Origin of the sequence: Clostridium sp. 1001283B150210_160208_E6 (assembly GCF_015669365.1) — a bacterium.
Taxonomy (GTDB): Bacteria; Bacillota; Clostridia; order Clostridiales; family Clostridiaceae; genus Clostridium; species Clostridium paraputrificum.
Map to the genome: position 1 here is coordinate 116382 of NZ_JADPAA010000002.1, position 19323 is coordinate 135704.

General features: G+C 30.9%; 16 protein-coding genes. All 16 read right to left on the reverse strand.

The window, feature by feature from the left end; translation table 11 throughout:
* Positions 1-73 precede the first annotated feature (73 nt).
* The 16 genes from rny to infB all read right to left on the reverse strand — a co-directional run bounded on the left by rny (position 74) and on the right by infB (position 19322).
* Positions 74-1615: a ribonuclease Y gene (rny, locus tag I4V16_RS03265; protein WP_049176949.1), complete on the reverse strand. Its 1542-nt coding sequence runs from the start codon at positions 1613-1615 to the stop codon at positions 74-76.
* 350 nt (positions 1616-1965) lie between these two features.
* A complete protein-coding gene (gene recA / locus I4V16_RS03270) occupies positions 1966-3015 on the reverse strand; it encodes a recombinase RecA (protein WP_049176948.1) in 1050 nt (349 codons plus the stop codon).
* A 265-nt stretch (positions 3016-3280) separates the two neighbouring features.
* Positions 3281-3871 carry a CDP-diacylglycerol--glycerol-3-phosphate 3-phosphatidyltransferase gene (gene pgsA / locus I4V16_RS03275; protein ID WP_027097557.1) on the reverse strand — a complete coding sequence of 197 codons (591 nt, stop codon included), beginning with the start codon at positions 3869-3871 and terminating at the stop codon, positions 3281-3283.
* On the reverse strand, positions 3855-5192 hold the full coding sequence (rimO, locus tag I4V16_RS03280) for a 30S ribosomal protein S12 methylthiotransferase RimO (protein ID WP_049176946.1): 1338 nt from the start codon (positions 5190-5192) through the stop codon (positions 3855-3857). Before rimO ends, pgsA begins: the two co-directional genes overlap by 17 nt.
* A gap of 78 nt (positions 5193-5270) precedes the next feature.
* Positions 5271-7643: a DNA translocase FtsK gene (locus I4V16_RS03285; protein ID WP_049176944.1), complete on the reverse strand. Its 2373-nt coding sequence runs from the start codon at positions 7641-7643 to the stop codon at positions 5271-5273.
* 80 nt (positions 7644-7723) lie between these two features.
* Complete coding sequence (locus tag I4V16_RS03290; RefSeq protein ID WP_049176943.1) at positions 7724-8449, reverse strand: ATP-dependent Clp protease proteolytic subunit; 726 nt, start codon at positions 8447-8449, stop codon at positions 7724-7726.
* A 70-nt stretch (positions 8450-8519) separates the two neighbouring features.
* The gene (dapG, locus tag I4V16_RS03295; protein WP_049176941.1) at positions 8520-9716 is read right to left on the reverse strand and encodes an aspartate kinase; all 1197 of its coding nucleotides are present in this window, start codon (positions 9714-9716) and stop codon (positions 8520-8522) included.
* Positions 9717-9733: 17 nt separating this feature from the next.
* Entirely contained in the window at positions 9734-10015 is a 282-nt protein-coding gene (locus I4V16_RS03300; RefSeq protein ID WP_027097552.1) for a YlmC/YmxH family sporulation protein, read from the reverse strand.
* Between the two features lie 56 nt (positions 10016-10071).
* A complete protein-coding gene (locus I4V16_RS03305; protein WP_049176939.1) occupies positions 10072-11379 on the reverse strand; it encodes a pitrilysin family protein in 1308 nt (435 codons plus the stop codon).
* A 123-nt stretch (positions 11380-11502) separates the two neighbouring features.
* Positions 11503-13614 carry a polyribonucleotide nucleotidyltransferase gene (locus tag I4V16_RS03310; protein WP_049176936.1) on the reverse strand — a complete coding sequence of 704 codons (2112 nt, stop codon included), beginning with the start codon at positions 13612-13614 and terminating at the stop codon, positions 11503-11505.
* 84 nt (positions 13615-13698) lie between these two features.
* The gene (rpsO, locus tag I4V16_RS03315) at positions 13699-13962 is read right to left on the reverse strand and encodes a 30S ribosomal protein S15 (RefSeq protein WP_027097549.1); all 264 of its coding nucleotides are present in this window, start codon (positions 13960-13962) and stop codon (positions 13699-13701) included.
* A gap of 120 nt (positions 13963-14082) precedes the next feature.
* A complete protein-coding gene (locus I4V16_RS03320; protein ID WP_049176934.1) occupies positions 14083-15009 on the reverse strand; it encodes a bifunctional riboflavin kinase/FAD synthetase in 927 nt (308 codons plus the stop codon).
* 16 nt (positions 15010-15025) lie between these two features.
* Positions 15026-15901: a tRNA pseudouridine(55) synthase TruB gene (gene truB / locus I4V16_RS03325; protein ID WP_049176932.1), complete on the reverse strand. Its 876-nt coding sequence runs from the start codon at positions 15899-15901 to the stop codon at positions 15026-15028.
* Positions 15902-15903: 2 nt separating this feature from the next.
* The gene (locus I4V16_RS03330; RefSeq protein ID WP_049176931.1) at positions 15904-16875 is read right to left on the reverse strand and encodes a bifunctional oligoribonuclease/PAP phosphatase NrnA; all 972 of its coding nucleotides are present in this window, start codon (positions 16873-16875) and stop codon (positions 15904-15906) included.
* A 1-nt stretch (position 16876) separates the two neighbouring features.
* Positions 16877-17227 (reverse strand): 30S ribosome-binding factor RbfA, encoded by a 351-nt coding sequence (gene rbfA / locus I4V16_RS03335; RefSeq protein WP_049176929.1) that lies wholly within the window; start codon positions 17225-17227, stop codon positions 16877-16879.
* Between the two features lie 13 nt (positions 17228-17240).
* The gene (infB, locus tag I4V16_RS03340; protein ID WP_049176927.1) at positions 17241-19322 is read right to left on the reverse strand and encodes a translation initiation factor IF-2; all 2082 of its coding nucleotides are present in this window, start codon (positions 19320-19322) and stop codon (positions 17241-17243) included.
* Position 19323 lies beyond the last annotated feature (1 nt).

Consider the following 19323-nt stretch of genomic DNA (forward strand, 5'->3'; position numbering starts at 1 on the left):
CTACTTTTTTTCTAAAATAATAATAAATTTAAAAGAGTTGTTAATATTGAATAATATTAACAACTCTGATTCTTTATTTTGCAAAATCTACTGCTCTAGTTTCTCTTATAACATTTATCTTTATTTGTCCTGGATATTCTAGCTGTTCTTCAATGCTCTTAACAATATTATGTGCAAGTTCAACCGCACCTAAATCGTCAACATGATCTGGTTTAACCATAATTCTAATCTCTCTACCAGCTTGAATGGCATATGATTTTTCTACACCTTCATACGAATTTGCAATTTCTTCTAATTTCTCTAATCTCTTGATATAGGCTTCTAGAGTTTCTCTTCTTGCACCTGGTCTAGCTGCTGATATAGCATCTGCTGCTTGAACCAATATAGCTTCTAAAGATTGCATTTCAACATCGCCGTGATGGGCCGCAATTGCATTAACTACTATTGGTGACTCATGATACTTTTTAGCAAGATCTCCACCTATTAAAGCGTGAGGTCCCTCTTGCTCTTGATCTACAGCCTTTCCAATATCGTGTAGTAAGCCAGCTCTTCTAGCTAGAGTAACATCTAATCCTAATTCTGAAGCCATTAAACCAGCCAAATATGAAACTTCTATGGAATGTTTTAGAACATTTTGTCCATAACTTGTTCTATATTTCAATCTACCAAGTAGTCTTATAAGTTCTGGATGAAGTCCATGCACACCAGTTTCTAGTGCTGCTTGTTCTCCTTCTTCCTTAATGTCATTTTCAACATCTTTTTGAGCTCTTTCAACCATCTCTTCGATTCTTGCCGGATGTATTCTGCCATCCACTATTAACTTTTCTAGTGCCATCCTAGCAACTTCTCTCCTAATTGGATCAAAACTTGATAAGATAACTGCTTCCGGAGTATCATCTATAATTAGATCTACTCCTGTTAATGTCTCTAGGGTTCTAATGTTTCTACCTTCTCTACCTATTATTCTACCCTTCATTTCATCATTTGGTAAGGCTACTACATGTACTGTTGTTTCAGACACATGGTCTGCAGCACATCTTTGAATAGCAGTGGTAATGATTTCTCTTGCCTTTTTATCTGCTTCTTCCTTTGCCCTACTCTCGATGTCCTTAATCATTAAAGCTGCATCATGAGATACTTCTTTACGAACTTCTTCTAAAAGGATTTGTCTTGCTTCATCAGATGATAACCCAGAAACTCTTTCAAGTTCTTCTCTTCTTTGGTTATAAACCTCTTGAACCTTTTCCTCCATTTTTTGAACTTCGTTCACTCTCTCATTTAGTGCATCTTCTTTCTTTTGTAAAGAGTCACTCTTTTTATCTAAAGACTCTTCTCTTTGTATTAATCTTCTTTCAAGCCTTTGAACTTCATTTCTTCTTTCTCGTGAATCTCTTTCACAATCAGTTCTTAATCTATGAACTTCTTCTTTTGCCTCCAAAATAGCTTCTTTCTTTAAAGCTTCTGCTTCTTTCTTTGAACTTTCTAAAACAGTTGTAGCTTCTTTTTCAAGTAATTCTATTTTCTTTTTTGATGCTGCTTGAATCGTTTTATAAAATACTATTCCTAAAACTAATAAAACAACAATGTCTATTAATATTATCATATACGTTTGCACGTAAACACCTCCTAGCTTGTAAACTTTCTATTATAAGTAAACAAGAAAGCATAGTAGGTATCATATAATTCTCACTGTTTATAGGAATATGATAAACCAGTATTTGTTATTATTTTATCTGAAAAATCAAATTATGTCAAGTTAGCACGTCTTTATAAGTATTCCCTTTATTATATTATCAATACACTATTTTACTAGCTTTTCCTCCTATTTTCTATTTATTTCGCCTATTATGAAAACCTTTTTATTCTTTTTTATTATCTATTTTTCATATTTTTTCTTCCTATCATTCACCTTTATTTTCTTTACATATAACATACAACAAAAAAGAGACGGTATACCGTCTCTTTTTACTCTTTATCTGTAGATACTTCTTGTTTAACAGCAACTTCACCAACGTATAAAGGTAAAGAATGCTTCTCTCTAATTTGATTTTCAATTTCTAATGCTACTTCAGGATTATCCTTTAAGTAAATCTTAGCATTTTCTCTACCCTGACCTAATCTAACATCTCCATAAGAGAACCAAGCTCCACTCTTTTGTACTATTCCTTCCTTAACTCCAACATCTACTATATTACCTGTTCTTGAGATACCTTCATTGTACATAATATCAAACTCAGCTTGTTTAAATGGAGGGGCTACCTTATTCTTCATTACTTTTACTCTAGTTCTATTACCTATTATAGCATCAGCTTGCTTGATTGAATCTATTCTTCTAACATCTAATCTTACAGAAGCATAGAATTTAAGCGCTCTACCACCTGTTGTAGTTTCTGGATTACCAAACATAACTCCAACCTTTTCTCTTAATTGGTTTATGAATATTGCAACACAATTAGTTTTACTAATAGTTCCTGCTAACTTTCTTAATGCTTGAGACATAAGTCTTGCCTGTAACCCTACGTGAGAATCACCCATTTCTCCTTCAATTTCTGCTCTTGGTACTAATGCAGCAACAGAGTCAACTACAAGAACATCAATAGCACCAGATCTAACTAAGGCTTCTGCTATTTCAAGACCTTGTTCTCCTGTATCTGGTTGTGAAACTATAAGATTTTCAGTATCAACACCAATCTTTCTTGCATAACTAGGATCTAAAGCATGTTCAGCATCAATGAAAGCTACTGCTCCCCCTGCCTTTTGAGCTTCAGCAGCAATATGTAATGCAACTGTTGTTTTACCTGAACTTTCAGGTCCATATATTTCTACTATTCTTCCCTTTGGAACTCCACCAATTCCAAGTGCTATATCAAGATCTAAACATCCTGTTGATATAGAATCGATACTTAATGTACTATCTTCTCCTAATTTCATTACAGAACCTTTACCAAATTGCTTTTCTATTTGGCTCATAGCACTTTCTATAGCCTTTAATTTATCCATATTTATGTTACTCATTTTTATTCCTACACCTCTTTCATAAACGAACTTATGTTCTATAATCATATTATATAGTATTTATTATTTATAGTCAACACAAAACTTTCTTTTCTCCATTTTATGGCAAATTCTTCTTTAGTATTATCCTAACTGATTGTTTTTATACATCTATATATTTTTTATTAAATTTTATAAAAAATTACTAATTTAACTGCTAAAGTTACCTTTAAATTATCCAAAAAAGAGATCGTGCTAAATATATTAGTACGATCTCACATGTATCTTATTTATTCATATCAATTGTATGCTTATTCTTTCTAAAATAATCCCAACCAGATATTAATGTTATTACTACAGATATATTTAACATCCAACTAGGTACATTCATGAAGAACCAATTCCAAACACTACTTGATTCAACTAAATTTGTTAAGTATGAAGATGTAGTAATATTAAATTGTAATAACAATAGCACTATAGCTATTATTTGTATTACTGTCTTTATCTTACCCCACCAACTAGCAGCTATTACTTTTCCTTCTGAAGCTGCTATTGTTCTTAATCCAGATACAGCAAACTCTCTTGCAATTATAACTATAGCTGCCCAACTAGGTACCATTTGTAGCTCTACTAAAGATATTAAAGCTGATGTTACAAGCAGCTTGTCTGCAAGGGGGTCCATAAACTTTCCAAAGTTAGTAATTTGATTCCTGCTCCTAGCTATATACCCATCTAACTTATCTGTAAGTGACGCTAAAATAAATATAAATGTTGCAATAAATGTACCATATGGTATACCTTGAACAGCAATAAATATCAAAAAGATGGGAACTAAAAAGATTCTAATTACAGTTAATTTATTTGCAAGATTCATAAACCACAACTCCCATTAAATCATAATCGGCACAATTAGTAATCTTAACTTTAACTATTGCCCCAGTTTTTATATTCTCTTCTGAATCAAAGAATACTACACCATCTATTTCAGGAGCCATTTCATAACTTCTTCCATAGTAATATTCTCCATTATGTCCTTCAACAAGAATATCATAAATATTACTAATTTTCAATTCATTTATTTCTTTTGCCACTTCTTGTTGAACTAACATTAAGTTTCTTTCTCTAATTTCCTTTATCTCTTCAGGCACTTGATTTTCCATCTTTGCAGCTGGTGTTCCCTCTTCTTGAGAATATTTAAACACCCCTACATTATCTAATTTATAATCTTGTAAAAACTTTGTTAATTCATTAAAATCTTCTTCTGTTTCACCTGGGAACCCTACAATTAAAGAAGTTCTTACTACAATACCAGGAATTCTCTCTCTTAATGTTTCAATCTTATTTATTATAGCTTCTTTGCTTGTTTTTCTTGCCATTAATCTTAAAATGTTATTGCTTATATGTTGTATTGGTAAATCTAAATATTTAACCACCTTATTGTTATTAGCTATTTCATCTATTAATTCATCATAGATTTCTTCTGGATAACAATATAATAATCTTATCCATTCAATTCCTTCAACCTTTGATAATTCTCTTAATAATTCATGTAACTTTTGGCCACCATAAAGATCTGTACCATACATAGTTAGGTCTTGAGCTATTAAAATTAATTCTTTTACACCACTCTTACTTAATAATTCTGCTTCTTTTATAATACTTTCTTTATCTCTACTTCTAAATTTTCCTCTTATTTTAGGAATAATACAATAAGTACAGAAATTGTTGCATCCTTCTGCTATCCTTAGATATGCTGTATGAGATTTTGTTGTAAGAATTCTTATACCTTCATTAATCTTTTGATCTGAATAATTTACTTCTATTAACTTTTCATCATTATTAATGAAGTTCATTATATACTCATTAATCTTTTCGTAGTCATTAACTCCAAGAGTAATATCTATTTCTGGCATTAATTCTTGTAGCTCTTTTCCGTATCTTTGTGTAAGACAACCTGTAGCTATCAACATTTTACACTTATACTTATTCTTGTATTCTGCCATCTCTAAAATTGTATCTATAGATTCTTGCTTTGCTGACTCTATAAAACCACAAGTATTTACTATTATTATATCTGCTTCCTTTGGATTATTTGTTATTTCGTATTGCTCACTCATTCTACCTAGAATTATTTCTGCATCTACTCTATTCTTATCGCAGCCTAAGCTAACCATTCCAACTTTATACTTTTTCAAATGTGTTTCCTCCTGTGTATTACTCTACTTTAATACTATATCAAAAACATTTTATATCGCTTTTATAAGTATTACAAGTTAATTTTCTTCCATATTATCTGAATTATGGAGTAAATCTTCTTTTTTCATCAAAACTTGCCTTGGTCTACTTCCATCTTTAGGTGAAATTATTCCCCTTTCTTCTAGCTGATCCATTATTCTAGAAGCTCTATTAAAGCCAACTCTTAGTCTTCTTTGCAAGAAAGATGTTGATGCCTGCTCATATTCAATTACTAAATTTATAGCTTCTGGTAACAACTCGTCAGCATCATCACTACCATCTATATTCTTGCCTTCTGTTTCATTATTTATATGATTTAAAATAGATTCTTCATAAACTGCATCTTTTTCTTCTGACTTAATAAATTCTATTACCTTTTCAACTTCCTCTTCTGAGATGAAACATCCTTGAACTCTTTGAGGTTTACTTTCTCCAACAGGATAATAAAGCATATCACCTTTACCAAGTAATTTTTCAGCTCCAGCTGAATCTAGTATTGTTCTTGAGTCAACTTGTGAAGAAACAGCAAATGAAATTCTAGATGGTATGTTAGCTTTTATAACACCTGTAATTACGTCTACAGATGGTCTTTGAGTTGCTATTACAAGATGCATACCAGCAGCTCTTGCCATTTGTGCCAACCTTCCTATATAATCTTCCACATCATTAGGACAAACCATCATTAAGTCAGCAAGCTCATCTACAATTATAACTATATAAGGTAGCTTCTCCTCAATAATTCCTTTATCCATTAAAGCATTGTATGAATCAATATTTCTTACTCCCATTTCAGCAAAAAGATTATATCTTTTTGTCATCTCATTAACAGCCCAATTTAATGCAGCCGCCGCTTTCTTTGGGTCTGTTACTACAGGAATTAAAAGATGAGGTATTCCATTATAAACATTTAACTCAACAACCTTAGGGTCCACCATAAGTAATTTAACTTCATCAGGAGAATATTTATATAATAAACTTATAATTAAAGAATTAATACATACACTCTTACCAGAACCAGTAGCCCCTGCAATTAATGTATGTGGCATCTTACTTAAATCTCCTACAACGCAAGCTCCTCCTATATCTTTTCCTAAAGCAAAGGCTAACTTTTTATTACTACTAGTAAACTCTTTTGAATCTAGTACTTCTCTTAAAAATACTGGTGTTTGCTTTTTATTTGGCACTTCTATACCAACTGCTGCCTTTCCAGGAATAGGTGCTTCAATTCTTACCCCAGAAGCTGCAAGACCTAATGCTATATCATCTGATAAATTTACTATTTTACTAACTTTTACACCGGGACTAGGCTGAAGTTCAAATCTAGTTACTGAAGGTCCCTTTGTAACTTGCACAACTTTTGCATCTACTCCAAAACTTCCTAGAGTTTCTTCTAGCTTATTTGCACTATCAATTAACTCTTTTTTATCAGAGCTATTTAATTTAGTTTTATTATTAACATTTAAAAGATCTGTATTAGGGAATACATATTCTTTTTTCTCAATTTCTTCTTTGTCTTCATTTAGTATATCTTCAATTTCTTTATTCACACTTTCCTTTATTCCGTTATCAAGCTTTTCTTTTTTAACAGAAGGCATAGCTTCCTCCCTGTTAATAAATGAAGATATTTCTTTTTCTGTGTTATTTTCTACAGCCACTTCAAGCTCATCATCAATAGTTGCATTTTTCATAAAATCAAGAATCTTTATTTTATGATTTACCCCCTTTAAAAACTCTTCCCTATTTGGCTCTAGTTTTTCTTCTTTTTCAATTACATTTATAAAGTCATTTCTTTCCTCGTTTTTGATTGTTGGTGAAATTTCTCTTCTCTTTTTAAATTCTTTCCTTTTTACATTTGCTCTTTCACCTAAATCAAAAATTGAAATACTAAATGTTAGTATAGCAGCTATAATTAGAAGAGCTATATACACAATAAATGAACCTACAAATCCAAGTATTTTAAATAAAGGATAAGATATAAGGTGTCCAACAAGACCTCCATTAAATCCATAATCAGCTTTTACTATCCTTTGAATTATATCACTCATACCCTTTCCAAAGGTAATATTACTTAATGATTCTACATAAAATGTTCCTGAAAATAAAATAATTACCCCAACAAATAGAGTAATACCATAAAACTTTTTATCAAGATTTATTTTTCCTCTTCCCTTTAAATAATTATATCCTAAATAAATTAAATAAATAGGTACTACATAAGCTCCTATTCCTAATAGTAAATGTGATATCTTCTGTGAAAATGTAGATAAAAATCCAGCTAGGTTTGTATATATTGATACTGCGCTCAGTATTCCACATGCTATAAATATAATTCCAGTAATTTCACTATTATGACTTTGTACTTTTTTCTTTGTTTCTTTTGTATTTTTTCTTTTACTATTACTTCTACTCACTTAAAATCACCCCATCATAATAATTTCTACACTTTCTCCTTAATTCCTTTTTAGAAAGAAAAAAAATAGGGCTTACTTCCCTATTTTTCATCTCCTATTAATTCATTTAATTTTTCAAGGGCTTTACTTATTCCCCCAACTTCATCTATAAGTCCACAATCTACAGCTTGCTTACCAATCAACATAGTTCCTACATCATTTAATAATTCATCTGTTTGCATCATAAACTCTTCTAATGTTTCTAGTTTAATATTCGAAGTTCTTACAATAAAATCATTGATTCTCTCTTGCATCTTCTTAAAGTAATCGAAAGTTTGTGAAACTCCTATAATAAATCCATTCATTCTTATTGGATGAATTATCATAGTAGCTGATGGAGTTATAAAAGAATAGTCAGAAGAAGTAGCTAAAGGTACTCCAATAGAGTGACCTCCTCCTATAACTATTGAAACCGTTGGTTTAGAAATTGAATTTATCATTTCTGATATTGCAAGACCAGCTTCAACATCTCCTCCTACTGTGTTTAGTACGATTAGTACACCTTTTACATTTTTATTTTGTTCTATAGAAATTAGTTGTGGTATTACGTGTTCGTACTTAGTTGCTTTGGTTTGGGCTGGTGAAACATTATGCCCTTCAATTTGCCCTATTATTGAAAGGACTTGAATTCTTTCATTTGGTACTGCCATCGTTGTGTTACCATATTCCTTAACAGATTTCATTTTCTCATTGTTTTCTTTTAATTCTTCTTGTGTTTCTTCACTTCCAGATTTTGTTGATTTATTTGTTAATTTAATATCCTCCATAAAAACATTCCTCCTGTACAGTTTTATTTTGTACAGGAGGAATGTTTTTATACTTTATAAAGATACAATTTTAAAGTTTAAAGGCTTTATGAAGAGCATTTATAGCTTTTTCTAAGTTTTCGGTATGAATTAAACACCAAATAGTCATATGTGAATCTGCAGTTTGTAATACCTCTATATTGCTATCGCTTAATGTTTTGTAAATTTTCGCCATAACACCAGGTATTCCCTTCATTCCTGCTCCTACTAAAGCTATAGTACTACAGTCATCTATTAATGTATATTTCAAATTTAATTTATCAAATATATCTTTTACAATATCCTTTGCTGCTTTAGATATTGTGAATACTTGTTGCCTTGGAAAAATATTAATTAAATCTAAACTAATCTTATTTGCAGCTATTATTTCTAACACATCATTATATCTATCATTCCCCTTATTATCATCAAGATTTAAGGTAACCTGAATTCTATCATCATGATTTGTTATGCTTGTAATTAGTCTTCTCTTCTTTCTATCTCCTACATTATTAATTAATGTACCTATTGTATCATTTAAAGTATTTTTAATCATAATAGGAATATTACCTTCTCTAGCATACTCAATAGCCTTAGGATGTATTACCTTAGAACCTTGGTCTGCAAGTTGGAACACCTCATCATAACTTATAATATCAATTACTGATGCACTCTTTACTATTCTAGGATCTGCAGTCATTACCCCATCAACATCTGTATATATTTCAATTCTTTCTGCATCTAACATTACTCCAAGTATTGAAGCTGTAGTATCGCTTCCACCTCTTCCTAATGTAGTGAAATATCCATTCTCTGTTATTCCCTGGAATCCAGTTACAACAGGAACTCTTCCTTGTGATATTACATCTAATATTTCTTTTTCATTAGTTGAAATTAAAGTTGCTTCACCAAAATTTTTATTAGTAATTACTCCAGCTTGTCCTCCTGTCATAGGAAAAGCATCAATGTTTTTACTACTCATATCTGATGACATTACAACAGAACTAATTATTTCTCCACAGCACATTAAAAGATCTGCTGCTAACTTATTTTCTTTTATAAAATTTTCATTAACTAAAGAAAGTAAAGTATCAGTTGCATATGGACTGCCCTTTCTACCCATTGCTGATACAACAACTACAGGACTATATCCATTATCAATTGACTCCTTTACTTTCGCCATTACTTTTTCTCTATTCTCCTTGGTAGAAACTGATGTACCGCCAAACTTTTGTATAACTATTTTCAAGTCATTACCTCCAGATTTTATAGCTTAGCTCTCTTTACATCATTATCTTCTGCATCAAGTATTATAGTTCTTGATCCAATCTTCTTTACACACTCCCATGGAATCTCTAAAAACTCTCTAGACCTACTGAATAGCCCCATCTTACTTCCAGTAGTATTTATAATAAGATATCGTATCTTTCCATCATCATCTACTACTAAATCATTATTTTGAAGATAATCGTACTTTTCTCCATCATTAATGTTTATAAGTTCATATCTTTCTATTTCACTAAGTAACTTTATGTTTTCTCCTGACATAAAAATCCCTCCTTATTACCTACATAATACATATGATATAAAGAGAGATTTTATTCTTATATTTCTATTTTTCCAGAATTATTTTTATTATTATATGCTTTATCAGAGTCTAATATTATAGAGTTTAACTTATCAGATTCAACATTTTGTCCTACGTAAGAAGTATTTAATACTCCACTTCCAAAGCATTCCTTTAATACAAAATCAATATCATCCATATTGATTCTATCAACTTTTTCTATAACCTCTTCTTGAGTAGTTACTCTATTTTTAAATAATACAGATTTTGCATTGCTAAACATTCTCGAACTAGTACTTTCTAATCCTAAAATATAATTTGCTTTTATCTTTTCCTTATTAACATCTAATAAATCCTTACTTATACCTTCTTTAACGAATCTATTTAACTCATGTTTAATAGCATCTAAAGCCTTTTCGCCATAATTCTTTCCAAGACCAGCATATATATTTAATACTCCTGCACCTTGATATGGTTGAGGGTAACAATAAATACTATAGCATAAACCTAGTTGCTCCCTTACTCTTTGGAATAGTATAGATGATGCTCCACCACCAAATATATTACTTAATAATACAAGGCCATATCCCTTATCATGGCCAAAAGGAAGCCCCTTTAACCCAAGGCTTACATGAAGTTGCTCTATCTCCTTTGTAGCTGTCATGGAGTTTAATTGTACTAAAGTTTCACCATAAGTTGGAACATAGATATTATCGCTTTTCCACCCTCCAAAATATTGTTCTACTAAAGTCTCCACTTCCCTCTCATCAAACTTACCACATATAGATATTACTGTGTTGTATGGAGTATATTTTTCTTTTATAAAATTCTTTATTTTATCTCTAGTAAAACTTTTAACCTTATCTATTGTCCCTAAAATTGGGTAGGCTAAGGAATTATTATCAAAGCATGCTTTTGAATGTAAATCCTCAAGAACATCTTCTGGATTGTCCTCACTCATATTAATTTCTTCAATAACTACTCCCTTTTCCCTTTCTATTTCATCCCCATCAAACTTTGAGTTTAATATCATATCTGAAAGCACTTCTAAGGATAAATCTAAATGAGTGTATAAATTTTTAACATAGTAACAAGTAGCTTCCTTACTTGTAAATGCATTTATTTGTCCACCTATATTCTCAATTGATTCTGCAATTTCTTTTGCCGTTCTCTTATCTGTTCCCTTAAAAAACATATGTTCAATAAAATGTGATATTCCATTAACTTCAGGAGTTTCATTTCTAGAACCATTTTGTATCATTATCCCTACGCTTATAGAGTTTACCCCATCTACTTTTTCTGTTATTACTCTTAACCCATTTTTTAAAGTATAAAAATTATACATATTTTCCTCCTATAATAAAAATCACGAATTCTCTTTATATAGTATAAAGTAATTCGTGGTATCTTATTCTATATTTCAATATATATAGAAAAAAGGCAATGAATTGCCCTTTTTATGTTCATATTATTCTTGTTCTTTATTTTCTTCGTTTTCAGCTAAAGCATCTTTTCTAGAAAGGTTAACTCTTCCTTGGTTATCTATTTCTACAACCTTTACTAAGATTTCATCACCAACAGTAACTACATCTTCAACCTTATTAACTCTTTCCTTAGCTAGCTTAGATATATGAACTAATCCTTCTTTATTTGGAAGAACTTCTACAAAAGCACCAAAAGTAGTTATCTTTGTAACCTTACCTAAGTACACTTCACCAACTTGAACTTCCTTAGTAATACCTTCAATAATTTTAAGTGCTGCATTAACTCCATCATGATCAGGTGAAGATACGAATACTGTACCATCTTCCTTAATATCAATCTTAACTCCAGTATCAGCTATAATCTTGTTTATAACCTTACCACCAGTTCCAATTACGTCTCTAATTTTTTCTGGATCTATTTGAATAATAGATGTTTTTGGAGCGTATAGAGAAACTTCTTCTCTAGGACTTCCTATACATTCATTTATCTTATCTAAGATAAATAATCTAGCTTTTCTAGCATCTTTAATAGCATTTTCAACTACATTAAATGAGAAACCTTGAAGCTTAGTATCAACTTGAATTGATGTAATACCTTCTGTTGTACCAGCTACCTTAAAGTCCATATCTCCAAAGAAATCTTCTATTCCTTGAATATCAGTTAATACTGCTTCTTCACTTAAATCTTCAGATGTGATTAATCCCATTGCAATACCTGCTGCTGGTCTCTTTATTGGAACACCTGCATCTAATAATGCTAATGTTGAACCACAAACTGATGCTTGTGAAGTAGAACCATTAGAACTTAAAACTTCAGATACTAATCTAATAGTATATGGGAATTCTTCTTCTGATGGTATTAATGGTTCAAGAGCTCTTTCTGCTAATGCTCCATGACCAATTTCTCTTCTTCCTGGTCCTCTTAATGGTTTAACTTCTCCAACACTATATCCTGGGAAGTTATAATGATGCATGTATCTCTTAGTAGTTTCGCTTTCATCTATACCATCTAATACTTGAATATCTCCAACTGAACCTAATGTAGCAACTGTCATTACTTGAGTTAATCCTCTTGTAAATAAACCTGTACCATGAGTTCTTGGTAATATACCAACTTCACAGCTTATTGGTCTTACTTCATCAAAAGCTCTTCCATCTGGTCTTCTCTTTTCTTTTAATAACATATGTCTTACAACTTTCTTTTGCATGTTATAAAGAACTTCTTTTATATCACCAGTCTTATCAGCGTACTTTTCACCAAATTCTTCAGATACCTTTTCATTGATTTCATCAATTGCTAAGTTTCTTTCATCCTTATCAGTGATGTACATTGCCTTCTGAACCATTTCTCCTGCAAACTCAGTTATATCCTTTTCTACATCTAAATCAACATGGTATAATTCAGGAACTTCTTTTTCTTTTCCCATTGTAGCCATAGCTTCTTCTTGGAATGAAATTATATCTTGACATCTTTCAAATCCATATTCTATAGCCTTTATCATTGTATCTTCTGGAATTTCGTTACCTCCAGCTTCAATCATCATAACCTTTTCTTTTGTTGCACAAACAGTAAGGTGCATGATTGATTCTTCTCTTTCTTCAGCATTTGGATTAACTACAAAGTTTCCATCTATTAATCCTATTTGAACTGCTGCCACTGGAATTGTATAAGGAATGCTTGATAAACATAATGCCATTGATGCTGCATTAATTGCTAAAATTTCTGGTAAGTTATCCTTTTCAACTGAAACCACTGTACATACAACTTGAACATCATTTCTATATCCCTTTGGGAATAATGGTCTTATTGTTCTATCTACTGCTCTACCGTTTAGAATTGCTTTTTCTGTAGGTCTACCTTCTCTCTTTATAAATCCACCTGGAATTTTACCTACTGAATATAATCTTTCTTCATATTCAACGCTTAATGGGAAGAAATCTATACCTTCTCTAGGTTGTTCTGAAGCATTAACATTTGTTAATATTACTGTATCCCCATAACTCATAAAAATTGCTGCATTTGATAACATCCCTATCTTACCAAATTCAACCTTCATCTCTCTACCAGCAATGGTTTTGCTTAATACTTTATTCATGATAGGACCTCCCTTCACTATCTACATTTTACATAATTTTCTTGTAATTTTAAAATAATAGAGCGGAGTTATCCGCTCTAAAGATTATCTTCTTAAACCTAATTTTTTGATAATAGCTCTGTATCTTTCGATATCTTGAGACTCTAAGTAATTTAGAAGACCTCTTCTTTGACCAACCATCATTAATAATCCTCTTCTTGAGTGGTGATCCTTCTTGTGAGTCTTTAAGTGACCAGTTAAAGAATTGATTCTTTCTGTTAATAATGCGATTTGAACTTCTGGAGAACCAGTATCTTGTTCATTTCTTCCAAATTCTTTAATTATTTCTAACTTTTTTGCCTTATCCATGCGTAATGCACCTCCATAATTTATCGCCTTAGTGCCATGTATAAAGTTGGCATTCTTTAAACATAGGACTAGGTTCCTAATGGCTATTATAACAAAAGCCATTCTTATTGTAAATATTTTTTATAAGTTTACAAAGAACTTTTCCTCTAGAGCATAATCTTTATCTTTTTTTAATTGAATAACTAAATCATCTATTGAGTTAAACTTTTTCTCATCACGTATCTTTTTAATAAAGTATACTTTTATATTATGCCCATATAAATCATTATTAAAATCTAAAATATAAGTTTCTATTGTTAATTTATCACCATTAACAGTTGGATTATTACCTACAGATGTTATTCCCTTATATATTTTACCTTGCCATTGTACATTAGTATAATATACACCTTTTCTAGGAATTAAAGCTTCCTTTGAATAATCTAAATTAGCTGTTGGAAAACCTATAGTTCTTCCAAGCTTCTTACCATGTACCACTTTACCTTTTATAATGTAAGGTCTATTAAGCATCTTCATAGCTTTATCAACATTACCATTAAGTAATTCGTCCCTAATTCTAGTACTACTTATAACTTCATTTTCATAATTGCAAGGTTCCATTACATAAAGTTCATATCCATACTTAGTTGATAATTCTTTTAACATCTCTATATTTCCAATATTCTTATATCCAAATCTATAATTGAATCCAACAACAATTCCTTTTACTTTAAACTTTTCACATAAATATTTTATAAATCCCTCTGGGGTTAATTTCATATATTCTTCATTAAATTCTTCAAAGTATATTAAATCAACACCTAAAGCTTCTAATATCTCTTCCTTACTCTCATTATCCATAAGTAGTTTAGGAGGAGTTGCTCCTTTTATTAAAGTTCTTGGATGATTTTTAAAAGTATATACTATACTTCTACCTTTGTTTTCATTTGCTAGCTCAATAATCTTATTTACTAATGATAAATGTCCTGAATGTAAACCATCAAAGCTACCAAGGGCAACATAACTATATGTACCTTCTTCTAAAAATCTATTAAGCTTCTCATTCATACTTCATTAGCTCCTACTATATTAATAGTTTTTCAATTTTAAATCCGTTAAGTTCTCTTTTCCCAAGGCCTAAAAATTTATCATTTTCATCATAAACTCTATATAGAATATTATTGTCTATTTTTTCATTTGTTAATCTTCTATCCATTACTCTAACACCATTTATAAGTAACTTGCTAAACCCTTCATTAACTTTAAGTTTAGGATAGGATTTTAATGCATCCTCTATTGATATAATATAATTATGTATGTTTTCACTAGTTAAATCCTTAATATTAATGCTATCTCTTTCATGAAAACAAGATGTTTCAGTTCTTCTAAGCTCTGTCATACAAGCCCCTACTTTTAATTCTTCACCAATATCGTAGCAAAGGCTTCTTATATATGTTCCCTTAGAACAAGTTACTTCCATAGATATATAAGGAAGATTAATTTCTATATCTTTAATATCATATATAGTTATGGGTCTTCCTTCTCTCTCTACTTCTATTCCTTTTCTTGCAAGTTCATATAGCCTTACTCCATTTTTCTTTAGGGCAGAATACATAGGTGGAACTTGATTATATGTTCCTTTAAATTTATTTATAGCTTCTAATGTCTCTTCAACTGTAATATTAGAAGTGTCCGTTTCTGATAATATTTCACCTTCTAAATCATATGTAGTTGTAGTAACTCCAAGCTTAAATTTCACCTTGTAGCTCTTCTTATCATTCATAATGTAATCTATTATCTTGGTTGCCTTTCCTAAACATACTGGTAAGACACCAATTGCTTCTGGATCAAGAGTGCCTGTATGTCCAACTTTTTTCTCACAAGCAACTTTTTTTACAATTCTTACAACATCAAAAGATGACATTCCTGAATTTTTAAATATATTTAATACACCATTCATATCTATATCTCTTTTTCTATTTCAATTATTACTTTATTGAAAGCTTCTTCTAATGAAACATTTTTCATTTTAAATCCAGCAGCTTTTATATGGCCACCACCACCTAAGACCTCTGCAACTTTTCTAACATCAAAATCTTCTCTTGATCTTAAACTTCCCTTTACTCCATCTTCAACTTCTTTTAATACTAAGGCAACTTTTACTCCCTTTATCCCTAATGCCATAGAAATAACATCAGAAGTATCTACGTTCCCTAAATTATAAGAGTCTAAAAGTTTTTTAGAAAGTTTTATAGCTGATAATTTTCCATCAAGTAAAAGCTCTAAATTATTTAAAGCTTCGCCAATAAGTTTAATTTTTTCATAAGGTCTATTATCAAATAGATTATTATGAATTTTAGTATTATTAACCCCAATGGCTATCAGCTCAGATGCTATTTTATGAGTTCTTTCTGTTACATTTGAATGTCTAAATCCACCTGTATCTGTAACTAGGGATGTATATACACATCTTCCTATTTTCTCATTAATTTCATCCTTTTCTTTAAAATCAAAGCCTAATTCTTTTAGAAGTAAATAAACAATTTCTGCTGTTGCAGCAGATGATGCTTCAACATAATTACTTGTTCCATAGTTTTCATTAGTAACATGGTGATCTATGTTTATAAGCTTACCATCATAATTTTCAAGATTTGCACATATTCTTTCATAATTACCACAATCTAAAACGATAACCATATCTGTTCCTTCTAGAGGTTCAGGTATATCACCATTAATTTCTTCTCCTAGAGGTAGGAAAGAGAGGTTATCTGCGATAACTTCTCTTGATATTATATATGAATCTTTTCCTAGTTCTCTAAGCCCATTTAATAGGGCTAATGTACTTCCTAACGCATCTCCATCTGGGGATATATGAAATGTTAGCCCTATTTTCTTACTTTCAATAATATCTTTTGAAATATCTTTTAAAGTCATATTATTTATCTTTAATCTTTTCTATCAAACTATCTATATGCATACCATAGTCAATAGAATCATCTATTTCAAAAATTATTTGTGGATTATGCCTTAAATTAATTCTTTGTGCTATCTCTCTTCTTACAAAACCTGCTGCACTCTTTAGTGCATCAAGATTGCTTTTCTTCTCTTCTTCACTATTTGCAAATATACTTACATATACCTTTGCATATCTTAAATCTTTAGTAACTTTTACAGAAGTTACAGAAATCATAGCTGTAAGTCTTGGATCTTTAATTTCATTTCTAATTAAATTACTTACTTCTCTTTTAACTTCTTCATTTATTCTGCCGCCTCTATAATTTGGCATTTATATCACCTCTTTAAAGCTCTTTTCTCTTTATAGCTTCTATCTTGAATGATTCAATAATATCGCCTTCTTTAATATCATTGAACTTTTCAACACTTAAGCCGCACTCATATCCAGCTGCTACTTCTTTAACGTCATCTTTAAATCTCTTTAATGAAGCTAAAGAGCTTTCAAATATAACTATACCATCTCTAATAACTCTTATATCAGAGTTTCTTAGAATCTTACCATCTAATACATAGCATCCTGCAATTGTACCAACATTAGAAATCTTATAAGTTTCTCTAACTTCTGCCTTACCAAGAACAACTTCTTTGTATTCTGGTTCAAGCATACCAACCATAGCTGATTTAACATCTTCTATAGCATCGTATATTATTCTATATGTCTTAACATCAACCTTTTCTCTTTCTGATGCAGCTATTGCATTTGAGTCTGGTCTTACGTTAAATCCAATTACTATAGCATTTGAAGCTGTTGCAAGAGTTATATCTGTTTCTGTTATTGCACCAACAGCACCATGAATTACTCTTACCTTAACATCATCTGTTGAAAGTTTTTCAAGAGATTGTCTTATAGCTTCTACTGAACCTTGTACGTCAGCCTTAACTATAATAGCTAATTCCTTAACTGTACCTTCTTTGATTTGGCTATATAAATCTTCTAATGATACTCTATGGGAAGCATTTAAAGTTTCATTCTTTATCTTATCTTTTCTTGCTTCTGCCATAGTTCTAGCAGTCTTTTCATCCTTAACTTGGATAAATCTATCTCCTGCTGCTGGAACTTCTGATAACCCTAAGATTTCTACTGGAATTGATGGTCCTGCTGATTTAATCTTCTTACCTTGGTCATCAAACATAGCTCTTATTCTTCCATAAGTAGAACCTACAAGTATAGAATCTCCTACACTTAAAGTACCACTTTGAACTAATAATGATGCAACAGGTCCTCTTCCCTTATCAAGCTTAGCTTCTACAACTGTTCCCTTAGCTTTTCTATCTGGGTTAGCCTTTAATTCTTGCATTTCAGCAGTTAATATAATCATTTCTAATAATTGATCAATATTTTGGCCTTCCTTAGCTGATACTGGTACACATATAGTATCTCCACCCCAGTCTTCTGCTACTAATCCAAATTCAGTTAATTCTTGCTTAACTCTATCAATATTAGCACCTGGTCTATCTATCTTATTAATAGCAACTATCATAGGAACTTCTGCAGCTTTACAATGGTTTATAGCTTCTTTAGTTTGTGGCATTATTCCGTCATCTGCTGCAACAACTAATATAACTATATCTGTAACTTGAGCTCCTCTAGCTCTCATTGCTGTGAAAGCTTCGTGTCCTGGAGTATCAAGGAATGTAATTTCTTCTCCATTTAATGTTACTGTGTAAGCACCTATATGTTGAGTAATTCCACCAGCTTCTGTTTTAGTTACTCTTGTTTTTCTAATAGCATCAAGTAAAGATGTCTTACCATGGTCAACGTGACCCATTACTGTTACTATTGGTGGTCTCTTAACTAAGTTTTCATCATCTTCTGCATCTACTTCTAAGCTTTCTAGTTCAGATGATACTTCTTTCTTTTCATATAAGATTTCATACTTATCACATAACTTTGCAGCTGTTTCAAAGTCGATTTCTTGGTTAACAGCAGCCATTACACCTAAGAACATTAAATTCTTAATAACATCTGCATATGGCTTTTGTAAAGAATCTGCTAATTCTTTAACTGTAATAGTTTCACCAATTTCTAAGATTGTGTTTTCAGCAAATTCTTGTTCTCTTCTTGCCTTTTCTTCAGCAATTTGCTTTCTAGTTTTCTTTTTCTTTCCGTTACCCTTATTAACTTCTTCATTTAATTGTTCTTCGTACTCTTCAACAATGCTACCATTATCTGCTGATACTTCCTTTGTAGCTTCATCTTTATTTGGCTCACCTAATAATTCCTTTATTAAAGCTGCATCTTCATCTTCTATTACGCTCATATGATTTTTCACTTCAACGTTAAATTCTGTCATTAATAATTCTATTAGTTCCTTTGAGCTTACATTTAATTCTTTTGCTAATTCATATACTCTAATTTTTGACATA